The sequence below is a fragment of the Taishania pollutisoli genome, assembly GCF_014518315.1.
GTDB classification, from domain to species: domain Bacteria; phylum Bacteroidota; class Bacteroidia; order Flavobacteriales_D; family Crocinitomicaceae; genus Taishania; species Taishania pollutisoli.
The window spans coordinates 124,777-139,436 of record NZ_JACVEL010000006.1 but is presented as its reverse complement, the minus strand read 5'-3'; the positions used below and the strand labels follow the sequence as shown (position 1 = coordinate 139,436).

13 protein-coding genes are annotated in these 14,660 nt (G+C 42.3%); 3 read left to right on the top strand and 10 right to left on the bottom strand.

Going from position 1 to position 14,660, the window contains the following annotated elements; all coding sequences use genetic code 11:
* Positions 1–28: 28 nt before the first annotated feature.
* Positions 29–2,539 (top strand): FtsK/SpoIIIE family DNA translocase, encoded by a 2,511-nt coding sequence (locus H9Y05_RS10360; protein WP_163491645.1) that lies wholly within the window; start codon positions 29–31, stop codon positions 2,537–2,539.
* Positions 2,540–2,548: 9 nt separating this feature from the next.
* Entirely contained in the window at positions 2,549–3,508 is a 960-nt protein-coding gene (locus H9Y05_RS10355; protein WP_216714235.1) for a bile acid:sodium symporter family protein, read from the top strand.
* A 117-nt stretch (positions 3,509–3,625) separates the two neighbouring features.
* Here the strand turns inward: H9Y05_RS10355 and H9Y05_RS10350 are convergent, their stop codons facing one another.
* From H9Y05_RS10350 to H9Y05_RS10305, 10 genes are all read right to left on the bottom strand, one after another.
* The gene (locus H9Y05_RS10350) at positions 3,626–5,575 is read right to left on the bottom strand and encodes an ABC-F family ATP-binding cassette domain-containing protein (RefSeq protein WP_216714234.1); all 1,950 of its coding nucleotides are present in this window, start codon (positions 5,573–5,575) and stop codon (positions 3,626–3,628) included.
* 47 nt (positions 5,576–5,622) lie between these two features.
* Positions 5,623–6,291, bottom strand: coding sequence for a tRNA (guanosine(46)-N7)-methyltransferase TrmB (trmB, locus tag H9Y05_RS10345; protein WP_163491648.1), 669 nt, complete (start codon positions 6,289–6,291; stop codon positions 5,623–5,625).
* A 226-nt stretch (positions 6,292–6,517) separates the two neighbouring features.
* Positions 6,518–6,835: a thioredoxin gene (trxA, locus tag H9Y05_RS10340; protein WP_163491649.1), complete on the bottom strand. Its 318-nt coding sequence runs from the start codon at positions 6,833–6,835 to the stop codon at positions 6,518–6,520.
* Positions 6,836–6,951: 116 nt separating this feature from the next.
* A complete protein-coding gene (locus tag H9Y05_RS10335; RefSeq protein WP_163491650.1) occupies positions 6,952–7,344 on the bottom strand; it encodes a T9SS type A sorting domain-containing protein in 393 nt (130 codons plus the stop codon).
* A complete protein-coding gene (locus H9Y05_RS10330) occupies positions 7,341–7,607 on the bottom strand; it encodes a DUF493 family protein (RefSeq protein ID WP_163491651.1) in 267 nt (88 codons plus the stop codon). The genes H9Y05_RS10335 and H9Y05_RS10330 overlap by 4 nt, the downstream gene beginning before the upstream one ends.
* Positions 7,591–8,181 carry a hypothetical protein gene (locus H9Y05_RS10325; protein WP_216714233.1) on the bottom strand — a complete coding sequence of 197 codons (591 nt, stop codon included), beginning with the start codon at positions 8,179–8,181 and terminating at the stop codon, positions 7,591–7,593. The genes H9Y05_RS10330 and H9Y05_RS10325 overlap by 17 nt, the downstream gene beginning before the upstream one ends.
* Positions 8,178–8,942, bottom strand: a complete 765-nt coding sequence (locus H9Y05_RS10320; RefSeq protein ID WP_163491653.1) for a TerC family protein — start codon at positions 8,940–8,942, stop codon at positions 8,178–8,180. Before H9Y05_RS10320 ends, H9Y05_RS10325 begins: the two co-directional genes overlap by 4 nt.
* Before the next feature lie 105 nt (positions 8,943–9,047).
* A complete protein-coding gene (locus H9Y05_RS10315) occupies positions 9,048–11,336 on the bottom strand; it encodes a T9SS type B sorting domain-containing protein (RefSeq protein ID WP_216714232.1) in 2,289 nt (762 codons plus the stop codon).
* 138 nt (positions 11,337–11,474) lie between these two features.
* Positions 11,475–12,716, bottom strand: a complete 1,242-nt coding sequence (gene tilS / locus H9Y05_RS10310) for a tRNA lysidine(34) synthetase TilS (protein ID WP_216714231.1) — start codon at positions 12,714–12,716, stop codon at positions 11,475–11,477.
* A 3-nt stretch (positions 12,717–12,719) separates the two neighbouring features.
* Positions 12,720–13,976 (bottom strand): anthranilate synthase component I family protein, encoded by a 1,257-nt coding sequence (locus tag H9Y05_RS10305; RefSeq protein ID WP_216714230.1) that lies wholly within the window; start codon positions 13,974–13,976, stop codon positions 12,720–12,722.
* Positions 13,977–14,190: 214 nt separating this feature from the next.
* Here H9Y05_RS10305 and H9Y05_RS10300 point away from each other — a divergent pair, with 214 nt between their 5' ends.
* Positions 14,191–14,655: a T9SS type A sorting domain-containing protein gene (locus tag H9Y05_RS10300; protein WP_216714229.1), complete on the top strand. Its 465-nt coding sequence runs from the start codon at positions 14,191–14,193 to the stop codon at positions 14,653–14,655.
* Positions 14,656–14,660 lie beyond the last annotated feature (5 nt).

The following is a 14,660-nucleotide window of genomic DNA, read 5'->3' as shown; positions in this document are numbered from 1 at the left end:
CTATTTTCGTAGAATAGTTATCCAACAAATGTCAGAAGAGAACGAAATTACAAAAAAGCAGGACGAAAGTAAAGGCAGGCAGAAAAGTGAAAAAGCTGCTAAAGCGAAGCAGAACCCCAAGGTTTCTACTGCTAAAATTGCTGGCAGAATCAATAAGAAAAAAGTGAAAACAACAGTAGGTGTTTTGCTGATCTTATTGTCATTTTACCTGTTCCTTTCCTTTTTTTCCTACCTGTTTAACTGGCAGGCTGACCAGGATCGCGTGATGAACAAAAGCCTGGTTGAATTCCTTTTTGAAGCAAACGATGAACCTGTTGCTAACTGGTTGGGGAAATTCGGGGCGTGGTCTTCACATTTGTTTATGTACCGGTGGTTTGGAATTTCGTCATTCGGATTTTGTTTACTTTTCCTGATTTCAGGGTTTAAAATTGCGTTAAATATTCGCTTGATGCCCATTTTAAAAACGTACGGAATTACCCTTGTTTTTATTATCTGGAGTGCTGTCTTTCTTGGTTTTTTTGCCAATTCTACCAATTATCTTGGAGGAGCATTCGGTTACCAGCTAAATCAATGGTTATCGCTGACGTTGGGAGGATTTGGAAGCTTTATACTCATCCTGGTGTTGTTTTATTTGTCTGTTATAGCTGTTTTGAATCCCGATTTTGCCAAATTGCGCGCTTTATTGAAAGGCAGCAAGCAGGAAGAGGTAGATACAGGTGAAGAAACGGAGCCGATAGGAAATCCGTTGGATATTAATATCCTCAACCCGATTAAAGACGAGCAGATCAAACAAGATCAAAAGTCGGAAGCGGTTCATTTTAACGAAGACGAGCCGGAAGACGAGGAGGCAACAGAAGAAGAAATGCCTTTTATGGTGGATACTCCTGAGCCGGAAGATGATTTTGAGATTTCCATTCCTGTTGATGCAGAAGCAGAGTTTGGTGAAGATGCTGATTTCTCCGTTGCAGTGGCAAAAGAAGAAGAACCTGTTAACGAAGATGATTTGGATAAACTCCGCCAGGAATTCGGAGAGTACGATCCGACATTGGATCTTGCGAGCTACATGCTTCCCCCGATTGAGTTGTTGAACGATTACGGAGGGAAAGGAATTTCGGTGAATAAAAGTGAGTTGGAAGAAAACAAAAATAAGATTGTTGAAACGCTGGCGCACTATAAAATTGAGATTGCCAAGATCAAAGCAACAGTCGGACCGACGGTGACATTGTACGAAATAGTACCTGCTCCGGGAGTCCGTATTTCGAAAATTAAAAACCTGGAGGATGACATTGCCCTGAGTTTATCAGCATTGGGTATCCGGATCATCGCTCCGATTCCCGGGAAAGGGACAATTGGGATTGAAGTACCGAACAGCAGCCCTGATATGGTGAGTATGCGTGCGTTGATTGCTTCTGAAAAATTCCAGAACTCCGATGCGGAACTACCGGTTGTGATTGGTAAAACAATTACGAATGAAACCTATACATTCGACTTGACCAAAATGCCCCACTTACTTGTTGCAGGTGCTACGGGACAAGGGAAATCGGTCGGGTTAAATGCCATTCTGGTATCATTGCTCTATAAAAAACACCCGGCACAGGTGAAATTTGTTTTGGTGGATCCAAAAAAGGTGGAATTGACGTTGTACAATAAAATTGAACGTCACTTTCTGGCAAAGCTTCCCGGCGAAGGAGATGCGATCATTACCGATACATCAAAAGTAGTGAATACATTGAATTCATTGTGTATTGAGATGGATGAACGGTATGAGTTACTGAAAGAAGCACAATGCCGTACGATTAAAGAATACAACGCGAAATTTATTCAACGCAGACTGAACCCGGAAAAAGGACACAGATACCTGCCGTACATTGTGGTATTGATCGATGAGTTTGCCGATCTGATCATGACGGCAGGGAAGGAGGTCGAGCACCCGATTGCCCGGATTGCTCAGTTGGCACGTGCCATCGGAATTCACCTGATTGTTGCAACACAACGTCCGTCGGTAAACGTCATCACAGGGATGATCAAAGCTAACTTCCCGGCGCGGATTGCATTCCGTGTATTGTCTAAAATCGATTCACGAACCATTCTGGATGCTTCCGGAGCAGATCAGTTGATTGGTCGGGGAGATATGCTGGTGTCCACCGGTTCTGACCTGGTGCGTTTACAGTGTGGATTTGTAGATACACCGGAAGTAGAAAAAATCTGCCAGTTTATCGGCGATCAACGTGCCTACCCGGAAGCGATGCTGTTGCCTGAGTACGTTGGAGAAGGAAGTGAAGGTGGCGGAGATTTTGAGTCGGATGAGCTGGATGTTATGTTTGCCGAAGCGGCACGCATTGTCGTTATCAATCAGCAGGGATCCGCGAGTTTACTGCAGCGAAAACTGAAATTGGGATACAACAGAGCCGGCCGCCTGGTCGACCAGCTCGAGGGGATGGGAATCATCGGCCCGTTCCAGGGAAGCAAAGCGAGAGAAGTGTTGTACAGTGACCCTGTGGCGCTGGAAGAATACCTGAAAAGTAAAGGATTGTCCTAAGTCCACGGAATGAAGCACATCAAAATTGATACGTTTGTTCTTGCTATTATCGCAACGGTTACATTTGCTTATTTTTTTCCGCAACTTCAGCGCCAACTTCCTCTTGATCTGATCGGGAGTATCGGAGTTTCATTGATTTTTTTCTTTTACGGGTTAAAACTGAGCCCTGAAAAGATCAAGTCGGGATTGAAAAACTGGAAATTGCACGCGTTGGTCCAATTGTCGACGTTTTTATTATTTCCCCTTGTTGTCTTGTTGTTTTACCCGGTCGCCCAAACAGAAGAAGCACAACAGTTATGGTTGTCATTCTTGTTTTTAGGAGCTTTACCTTCAACGGTTTCTTCATCGGTTGTTATGGTTTCCATGGCAAAAGGCAACATCCCCGCAGCTATTTTTAACGCGAGTATTTCCGGGTTGATCGGGATTGCCGTTACACCGTTGTGGATGGGGTTGTTTTTACAAAATGAGACCGCTGATTTTTCATTGGGAAGCATTTACTTGAAACTGATCACGGAAATAGTGATTCCGATTTATCTCGGATTTGTATTGCAACGTTTTTGGGGCACATACACCCAACGCTACAGCAAGCAACTTGTGTTATTTGACCGTGCAGTGATTTTATTGATCATTTACAAAAGCTTTGCGGAATCATTTGAAGAAGGTATTTTCTCGGCTGTTTCAATCACCGATTTGATTTTCATCCTGATTGCAATACTCGTTTTGTTTTTTGGTATTTACAACCTTATCGGGTGGATTTCCGGAAGGATGGGATTCAGTTACGAAGACCGGATCACAGCACAGTTTTGCGGAACAAAAAAATCAGTGGTTCACGGAGCGGTGTTTGCCAAAATATTATTTCCGGCTGCCTTTCCGATTGGTATTGTTTTGCTTCCGTTGATGCTGTTTCACGCCATCCAGATTTTCATCATCAGCATCATCGCGTCACGATTGGGAAGGGAAATTCAGTAGGATTTTTAGGGAATTATCAATGTATTAGTTATCAATTATCAAATGTAGCGATCTGAATTGTGAGGACAACTTACTCATTATTAACTTTCAACGATTAATTTCCCACTCTCCACGAACTCATTCCATTTCCATCAATTCTTCCGTCGCTTTTTCCCACAGCTCCATTTGCTCGTCCAGTTTGGATTTTACCATATTGTATTCATCCAGCGTTTTTTGAGCAGCAGCTTCATCTGAATAATCCAGTTCGGCAACTTTTGTTTGCAGCTCTGCTAATTTTGCTTCCAGTTTTTCAATTTCTTTTTCCGCCAGATTGATCTTGTTGCTCAATGAATTTTTAACCCGTTTTAGCTCTTTTTGATCTTCTCTGCTGAATTCCGTTGGTGTCGCTTCCTGCACAACAACTTTCGGCGTTTCTTTTTCCGGTTGCCTTTGTAGTTTAACCGAATCATTATTATTCATTAATGACATCTTACGTGCCAGGAACTCTTTTACACCAAAATGGTGAATCTTTAATGTTTTATCTTCAATGTCCCAGATTCTGTTGGTCAATCCGTCGAGGAACTCACGGTCGTGGGAAACGACGATAAATGTCCCTTCGTAATTTTTTAATGCTTCTTTCAGTACCTCTTTGCTCTGAATATCCAGGTGGTTCGTCGGCTCATCGAGAATCAGGAAGTTGGAAGGACTCAATAGCAATTGACACAAGGCAAGGCGTGTTCGTTCACCTCCTGACAAGACGCCGACTTGCTTATCAACATCTTCCCCGCTGAACAGGAAAGTTCCTAAAACCGTTCTGAGGCTTTTCCGGATTTCACCTTCTGCAATATCATCAACCGTTTCAAAAACAGTCTTTGTCTTGTCTAAGTTTTCAGCCTGATTCTGGGCGAAATAGGTAATTTGCACGTTGTGTCCGTAATTCACGATACCTTCGCCTTCCAGTTCCCCCATGATGCGTTTCAACAACGTTGATTTACCCACACCATTGGGTCCGAGCAGTGCAATTTTTTCTCCTCTTCCTACAGTAAGGTTGATATCTCTGAATAAGCGTTTATCGCCGAAGCTTTTTCCCATGTCATGCATCTCCAACACCCATTTTCCCGGTTGAAGACTCAATGGAAATGACACGTGCATTCTGGCAACACCATCTTTTTCGAGTTCGATACGCTCCGTTTTCTCCAGTTTTTTGATCAACGATTGAGCAAAAGCTGCTTTATTGGCTTTCGCACGGTATTTATCGATCAATTCCTGGGTGTGCTTGATATCCTTGTCTTGTTGCTTTTTTGCAGATTGCATACGCTCCAGTTCTTCGGCACGGACTTCTTTATATTTGGTATAAGCATATGGGAAATCCAACACTTTACCCATGGAAATTTCCAGCGTGCGTTTGGTTACATTGTCCAGGAACAAGCGATCGTGAGAGATCACGATGACAGCTCCATCGAATGTTTTTAAATAATTTTCCAGCCAGGCGATGGAAATAATATCGAGGTGGTTGGTGGGTTCATCCAGTAATAACACATCCGGATTGTTGACCAATATTTTAGCCAATTCCGCACGCATTTTCCATCCTCCGGAGAACGTATTGAGCGCACGGGAAAACTCTTCTTCTGCAAATCCTAATCCTTTGAGCGTGGATGCAATTTTTTCTTCCCAGGAATATCCGTCCAGAATGTTGAATTCATAGTTGCAATCATTCAACCGATCCAATAATCCCAGATAGCTCTCGGATTCGTAATCCGTACGGGTTACTAATTCATGATTGATTTGTTCCAGTTCATTGCGCAGCCTGGTCAGCTTCTCATTCGAATTATTGAGGTATTCAAACACCGATTGATTGGTGTCAATCACAATGTCCTGTGTCAAAAAACCAATCGTACAGTCTTTTGGTTTGTGAATTTTACCTTCGGATGGCAATACCATACCGGAAAGAATACGCAACATAGTCGATTTACCGGCTCCGTTTTTCCCCACTAAACCAACTTTATCTCCTTTGTTGATTTGCAGGTTGACATGTTGAAATAAAAACCCTTGCGGGAGGTGAAGACCTAAGTTTTCGAAATTAATCATTGCGTGTGTATCAAAATTTTGTACAAAAGTAGAGAATTTAAGGGGATTTAATGAATCCTGAACTTACAATATTTGATCACAGAACCTTTGGCTGTAAACAGTTTTTCGTAATGCGTCTTGATGTGAAAAATATCTTTCGTTGTCTGATCCAGGTTTTCCGGCAATTCGCCGTATAAATCCCATGTCAGTTCCAGACATTCATAATTGTGCTCTTTGATTTGTTCTTCCGTATATTCAAACAGGATGTCACTATCTGTTTTCAATTGTACAATTCCTCCTGGTTTCAGTAGTTTCCGGTAACGGTTAATAAACGGAGGAGCTGTTAAACGTTTGTTCGGCTTTTTACGTTGAGGATCGGAAAATGTCAACCAGATTTCATCTACTTCGTTTTCTGCAAAACAATCGTTGATAAAGTCGATTTTTGTACGGCAGAACGCGACATTTTTAAGTTGCATTTCCAATGCCTGAACAGCACCGATGTACATCCGGGAACCTTTGATGTCTACGCCAATGAAATTTTTATCCGGAAAGTGTTGCGCCAGTCCTACGGAATATTCTCCTTTTCCGCATCCCAGTTCCAGTACGATGGGATTGTCATTTTTAAAATAATCTGACCGCCATCTCCCTTTCATGTGGTATTCTTTCGGAATTTCAGGTTCAAAAAAGTTTGGAAATTCTTTTACCGCCGCAAATCTTCTTAGTTTATCTTTTCCCATTGTCGTTTTAAAGGTTGCAAAAATAGTAATTTGTGAATTATGTATGTTGAATTATCAATTGAGTAAGTATCAAAACTCATAAACAAAATCTTACTTCCATCATTTGATAATTGATAATTGATAATTGCTCCATTCATAATGAATCATTCAAGTCTCGGGCTTGAGAAAACAACACAAAAAAAGGGTAAAGTTTCCTTTACCCGATCTTTTGAAAATATCTTCCGGCTTAAATAAGCGCGTCTAATTTGGACGTCAATTGTTGTTTTGGAACCGCACCGACAGATTTGTCAGCAATTTCTCCGTTTTTAACAAACAATACCGTAGGAATGTTACGGATTCCGAACTGAGCGGAAACTCCCGGGTTGTGGTCTACATTTACCTTTCCGATAATTGCTTTTCCTTCGTATTCTCCCGCCATTTCTTCAATGATTGGTCCGATCATGCGGCATGGTCCACACCATTCTGCCCAAAAGTCAACAACTACAGGAACTGTAGATTTCAAAACTACTTCCTCGAAGTTTGCGTCTGTGATTTCTAATGCCATAATGCTAATTATATTTCGTTAAAAAAGTCTGCTCTTGCAGATGTAAAGTTAATTATTTTGAATGATTCAAGACAAGAAGCTTGCCAATAAGTTATTAACGACACAATGACAGGAAATTAATTCCGGATTGTCATCTTTTTCATTGTCTTCTGATTTTCTGTCACTAAACAATAAAAATAAATCCCGTTGGACAACTCTGTTGTGTTGAAGGGAATAATATTTCCGTCTGCTCTGCATTCCTTGTTGTAAATTTCTTTCAGGAAGTTATACTGTTCGTCCAGCAATTGCAGCTTTACTTCTTTCTTTTCTTCTGAGGTGAAGTAGAACTGGATTTCTCCTGCAGCCGGTTCCGTTTCCAGACTGTACAACACACAGTACTTTTCTTTGGGAAGACTTCCTTTACCCAGGTATGCAAGCAATTTTTTATAGGAAATTACAAGTACCAGGATTGCCAGTGTAAAAATGAGGATACCGACAACCACCTCCATTGTTGTGAATGCAAGAATCATAGCGCGATCAAACCTTTAATTTTAGAGGACTCTTCATAAATGGCAATGATGGAATCTACGTCCAGCATCATTTCTTTGACCGAAATACTTACAAAGTTTCCGTTTCTGGATGGCAGGGACTGGATTTCCGCTTCTGCCCCGAAAAAAGAGTTAACTCTGGCAATGTGTTCCGGGTCGTTGGGAACAATAAATTTGAATAGGTATACATTCGGCCATTCTTCCTGTTCCAGCTGTGCTTTCAGTTTGTCAAATACTCCTTCCATCGCCATAATTTTTAATCAACAAAGATAGGCGTTTCATTTCTTTTAGAAGGAACGAATTGGTGTTCATTTTCAGAATATCATCAAATTTTTTTCCTCCGGAAGCATCAAAGGCTTTAATCGCTTCTAAAACAACCATCGGGTCTTCGTCTTTTGACACTTGTGAGATCTCCACAGGGATTTCGTGTTCGGTATACCATTTTTTTCGATAAGCATCAACCAGAATAAGGTATTCCTGTACATTTCCTGATAAGGTGCCGGCATCAAATGAAGTGGCTATTTTCTGTTTGGCGATTCCCTTGCGTTGCTCCCATTGATTGAAAGCTTCCAGGATTACATCTGAAAAAATGATCGGTTCGGCCGGGAGTATTTCTACGCGGACAGCAGGTACTCCTGATAATATGGTATATGCTTTATCCAGTTGGTTCAGCTTTTCAAGCCTGGCTTCAAATACTTTCCGGATAGGTGTTTTTGAAAGAAAGAATTGTTTGTACTCAAAAAGGCGTTCATCGTACAAGTCGGAGAGAATGTCTTCTTCATTGTACGGGAAAAATAATTTTGCCTCTTCTTTCGTCATTCCGAAACTCCTTTGTTTTTGCGCATCCGGATGTTCAGGAATTCCACAATAAGCGCATAACACATTGCAAAGTAAATGTATCCCTTCGGTACGTGCTGGCCAAATGCCTCCGCAACGAGGATCACACCAATCGTAACCAGGAATGCCAGCGCGATCATTTTAATTGTAGGCCGGTTGTTGATGAAGTCGCTGATCGGCTTTGCAAACAACATCATGACAATCATCGATACAATGACTGCAGCATAAATAATGACCAACGGATCATGCCCTGTTTGTTTTTGCAGGTCATTGGTCATCCCGATAGCCGTGATAATGGAATCGAAACTAAACACGATGTCAATCAATACAATCTGAAGAATTACGGCACTGAGTTTGTTTTTTCCTTTCCCGGAAATCTCGTCGTGTTGTCCCTTGATAGAGCTGTGCATTTCAACAGTACTTTTGTAAATCAGGAACAATCCTCCCAAAAATAATACGAGGCTCTGCATGGAGAAATTCTTCAGCAACTCGATGGATGTGTTCGGAAACAGCGGGGTCACGGATTTCATGATCCATGCGACAAATACCAGGAGAATTAACCGGATGATCAATGCAAGTGAAAGACCCAGATTGCGTCCTCTGCGTTGCTCTTCTTTCGGAAGTTTATCTGTAACAATGGAAATAAAAATGATGTTGTCAATTCCCAATACGATTTCCAGCAACGCAAGAATGACAAAATACGTTAATCCCTCAATGGTAAGCAATGCATCAAAAAAATCCATTTTTTATGTAATAAAATGTTTATACCAGTGATTGCATCCAGCAATACACTACGAAATTAGCCGAAAAATATGAATTGACAATCTATGGAAGTAAAAAGTTCAGTCTTATCGGATGAGTGTTACAAAGCCGTGATATTTTTCTTTCACACCTCCCGCTTTTTCAACAACAACAACATAGGTGTACACCCCGTCAGGAGCAGCTTCTCCGGATTGTGTTCTTCCATCCCAGCTCAAATCTGTTTCAGAAAATTCTTTGACAACCTGCCCCCAACGATTCATAATAAACCCATTGTCCAGTAATCCGCCTGTAATGGAAATTGGGAATACGTCATTGACAAAATCACCGTTTGGTGTGAAGGTATTTGGAATAAATACATAGTATGGGGGAATCTGGCAATCGTACATACTGATGGTTGCTGTATTTTGAAGGATACAGCCGTTTCCGTCCACCGTTTCATAATTAACAAGGGTGGATTCATGATACCAGTTTCCGTTCACAAGTGCAGAGTCACCTAAACAAACTGATTTAAAATCATTCAACGGATTGGTAACAAAAAAACTGAACTGAACGGTATGGATACTATCGCAGCCGTTTGCTGTCAGGTAATTGAAGTCATAATTCCCCGCAACAGTGATTTCCTGACCGTCAAAAACGATGGATTCTCCCGGGCAGGCATTGATCGATTCGGAAGTTTGCTGTGTGCTGCATCCTTGTGTTACAATAATGGAAATACATGCCGTTTCAGCACATGCTCCGGAACCGACCGTGTAACAGACCTGGTGTGTTCCTACACCTGCTGTTTGCGGATTAAATACACCGCTGTTGTTAATACAACTGGTACAGCTTGCCGACCAGGTTCCTCCCGTGATGGATGCAACAACTTGGATCGGGGCATCTGATGTTGTTAACGGATTGATTGGGGAAACAACCGGAGTTTGCCCGGAAGCGCCCGGTGATACAGTCGCAGTTGCAGAAGACTGACAATTATTTTGGTCCGTAACAGTGATTGTGTACGTCCCGTCACACAGGTTTTGGATAGATGGTGTTGCCATCCCATTACTCCAAGTATATATATAAGGTGTTGTTCCCCCTGAAACAGCAATTGAAGCTGTTCCGTCACAGAGGTTCTCGCAACTTTCATTGGTTGCAGAGGGTGTCAGTGTCAATGGATTGGGATTGGTTCCGACTATTGCCTGACCATTTGCCGTACATCCGTTTGCATCTGTAACTATAACGGTATACGTTTGGGCGCATAGATTGCCGACACTTGCTGTTGATGTTCCGTTAGACCATGCATACGTATAAGGTATTGCTCCGCCGCTTACTGTTGCAGAAACAGAACCATTGCACGCGTTGTTACAACTAACATTTGTTGCGGTAGTATTGATTGTCATGGTATTGGTACCTGCGGAAACAGTTACTTGCTCAGTAGCCGTACATCCGTTGGCGTCAGTTACTTCAATCGTATAGGTTTGTGCACACAGGTTTGTGATCGCAGCGGTTGTTCCGCCATTCGACCAATCGTACGTATACGGTGTTGCCCCACCGGATGCTACAACAGAAGCAGTTCCTGTACAGTTGCTTCCGCATCCTGTATTGGTAGAAGAAACGTCCAGAGAGATTGTCCCACCTGATGTATTACTCATTGCCGCAATCCATGCCGCGTTTTGCGTTGAGTTGGCTACTCCCGGTGTTTGTCCTGCCGTTGCTTGTTCGGACACCCAGTTTGCTTGCAAAGAAGGGTTGTCGTCGGTCACATTTTTCATGCTGAATACAAGCCCTCCTGCATTTCCTGCAAAATAGATAATGGTATTTTGGTTGTTGGAGCCCCAGCTTACAGCGTGTGAAGGTGTTGTACTGGAAGTTGTCTGGCGAATTTGGTAGGAATCTTGTCCATTTGCCATTCCGACGGTATTCCATGCTCCTCCGGTTACCCATCCGGTTGCTGAATAATTGTTGTTGGCTGAAGATGGTAAGCTTGAGTGTTGTTCCAGTAAATTTGAACTTCCGGGAATGATCAAGCGTCCGTTTCCGTCCGCCATGCTGATATCGTCTGCAGGAATAGCAGTATTTCTGTTACTTTCGTTGTACACAACAATCAATGTTCCGATAGGAATACATTCCCAGAAAGTGATATTGGCAAAACGCAATGCGCCCTGAGCAATCCCTGAACCTGAACCGGATTCAAAATACCCGTTGTTGTCATCAATGATAATCCCCCGCATATCCAGGCACGGTGGAGGAGTTTGGCAGGATGGCGTCCCGACTACAATCAGTTCAACATATTCGAATGCACCGCTTGGTCCCTGTGAGACTTCATTGATGAATAATTGCTGTGCAAATAAGTTTAGCCCGGAAAGAAATAAAAAGGCAAGAATTGCCGGAAATTTCATATATTTTACTGTTGAACAACTCATTAGTACTGGTTTCGGCAATAGACAATAGTCGAGCTTCAAGGATGACAATACCAAATTCGACGCAAAGATAGGCTGTTATTTTCGATTGGTCAAAAAAACAAGGTTAAGAAAAAATTAATTCGTTGGATCTTGTAGTTCAATCTTTATAATCCGGGGGTCTCCTGGTTTTGAAATGGCTGCTTTTCCGATTTTCAGGTTTACGACCCAGTGGATGGTCTTTGCATCACAAACGACCAGGACTTTTTTACGTTCGGCAGACGGGATTTTTGCATCTTTGATCACTTGGGAGACCAGCTGACTGCCACTCACTCCGATCGGGGAAATCCGGTCTCCTTGCTCCCAATTCCTGAGTACCAAATCGCCGGATACTTTTTCCGGGTTGAGGTAAACTTCCGTTTTAGAAAAAACACGTGGAAGCTGCGCAACAGGGGTGATGATCAGTCGGGGGAGTAGGGTTTGCTGCTGTTCCGTAACAAATACGATGTATTTCCCTTCATGGATAATACGTGTAAACGGATAGTTAACTTCAATGTATTTTCCTTTGGTGTACTGTTTCAGTTCCAGGAATCGTGGAAATAAACCGGAAGGTTGCTTCAGTTGTCTCCACAATTCAAATGCTTCTTCATCCGAAAGGGATTGAAATGCTTCTTTCGTTAGCTTTCCCGTTGTAAAAACTTCCGCTGAAACAGGATGCATGTTTTGTTCTAATCTGCGTTGTGTTTGCTGAAACGCATGAACGAGTACTTCAACAGATACTTGCAGGTCCGGAACAGTTTTTTTCATCAACGGAATGTATTCCAGCCGCCATTTGTTGCGCAGGTATCGGGTTGACTGGTTAGAGAGATCTTCCCGCCAGACGAGTTGATTGTTTATGGCGTATTGATAAAGTTCTTCTTTTGAAAGGTGCAGAAACGGCCGGACGATGCGTTCTCTTTTTTCCGGCATACAAGCGAGTCCCGGAATCCCGGATTGCCGCATCAAATGCATGAAAAATGTTTCTGTCTGGTCATCAGCATGATGAGCTAAAGCGATTACACCATCAGTTTGCAGTGCCATTTCGTCAAAAAAAGCATACCGGAATACCCGCGCATTCTCCTGGAAATTTCCGTTTAATTGCCGGGTATAGTGTTTCACGGAGAAGGGGACAGAGTACTGTTGAGCAACGGTCTTTACCAGTTCCATATCGGCATCACTTTCGCTCCCCCGTTGATGGTAGTTGACATGTAACAGGTGAATACGAAATTGATGGGCATGTAAAAAATGAGCAAGTACTATTGAATCCACACCGCCACTGCAGCCGACATAGATGGTTTGATGACGGTATTGTTCCATAAAAATAAGTACTTGTTCCCACATGTCTCAACCCGTTACTGCATTTAACAATTTCCGGACCTTTGTCTCGCACTCTTCGTATTCTTTTTCCGGATCACTGTTGATGGTAATGGCACCACCGACTCCACATGACAAGTAATTCGTTTGTGAATTATACAGCAGTGAACGGATGACCACATTGAAATCGAAGTCGCCGTTGGGTAAGATGTAGCCAATACTTCCGGAATACAACCCCCTTTTAAAAGATTCATATTGCTCACTGAGTTTCATGGCGCTTACTTTTGGCGCTCCGGTCATGCTGCCCATGGGAAATGTCGCCTTGATCAGGTCTGTAAATGAAACAGCTTCCGATACCTGGCAGCTGATCGTGGAAACCAATTGGTGAACGGTTTGGTAGGTATAAACCCCGAATAGTTCGTCTACCGTCACCGTGCCTTTTTCTGCAATTTTTGATAAATCGTTTCGCACCAGATCCACAATCATCACATTTTCAGATCGTTCTTTCGGATTGTTGACCAATTCTGTTTTCAGGTACTCGTCTTCGTTTTCAGTTGCACCGCGCCGTGCTGTCCCTTTAATCGGTTGGGAGCGTACAGTTGCTCCCTTTTTTTGCAAAAAACGTTCCGGACTTCCGCAGAAAGCGTGAAACTGGTCGTGTTGCAAATAGACTGAAAATGGTGCTTGTGTGACAGTATTGATCGTCGCATAAACAGAAACCGGATCCGTCAGTTCAACCTGCTCTGAAAAGTACTCCTGGCAAAAATTGATTTCATAGATATCTCCGCGTTGGATGTGTTCTTTCAATTTATTAACGGCTTTCAGGTATTCTTCCTTTGAAATGCGCGCATGAAACGAACCGGTTCCGGAATCGCACGTCTTGGTTTTTAACCGCCGGAAAAATGATGCAATGAAATGCATTGCTTCAGGTGTTTCAACTCCCTGGATAATTACCTGGTTTCCCTGTTCCGTTTTTACGACAGTTTCCGGTACATGAAAGTATAAGACCGGGAAATGTAAGTGATCGGTATTGGAAGAGGTGAGTTGTTCGATGGAGTTTTTAACATCGTAACTCAAATAACCATAGATGAATTTTCCTTTGTGTGCAGTGATGAACGCTTGCAATGCGTTAAAATCAATTGATTGCTCAAATGAAATACTTGTCCCTTTTCCGAAGCAAAGGTACGATGTGTCCGCGTTGGAATTGAAAAACGCAATTGAATCAGTTGGTTCCATCGAAGACGAAGGTAGGGAATATTCTTTATTTTTTAATGTTTTTGCGGGCATAAGAACTGCTTTTGTCACTTCATTGAAGGATGAAAATGTGTATGGAAAATGAATAAAAACAGGATTCTCCGGTTTTTTATTTCCAGGTTAATCTTTCAATCGATTGATGATTATTTAGTTAGATTTTTTATCTCCTTTTTATGCATAACAAGCGGGTATTTTTGTTTGGAATATCGGAGGCAACCGCTATATTTACGACCATTAATATTACTTTATGAAACAATTAACTTTACTTGTAGTACCGCTGCTTTATTCGTATTCTTTTGGGCAGCAATCTGTTAATTCTTCGGGTGGTGATGTTATCTCTTCTGCTCAGGGAACTGTTTCTTTTTCTGTTGGACAAATTGCAACAAATTACATTGAAACAGGAGCATCGATCAATGAGGGGGTACAACAACCGTATGAATTTTTTACGGTTCTTTCCGTTGACCAGCCGGGGGAGAAAACTCTGTTAGGAGTTTACCCGAATCCTACGGAAGGAATTATCTATCTGAAAAGCGAAGACGCAATCAACGCAGCAATCGAAATTTATGATGAAAGCGGTCGCATGGTGTTCAGTGAGGAAAAACAGGCTGTTCAGAACGGTCAACTGGATCTGACTGCATTCGCACGAGGTGTATATACCATCAAGGTGAGCAGCGATGCGTCTGTTCAAGCAATTAAAATCATCAAAAATTAACATTT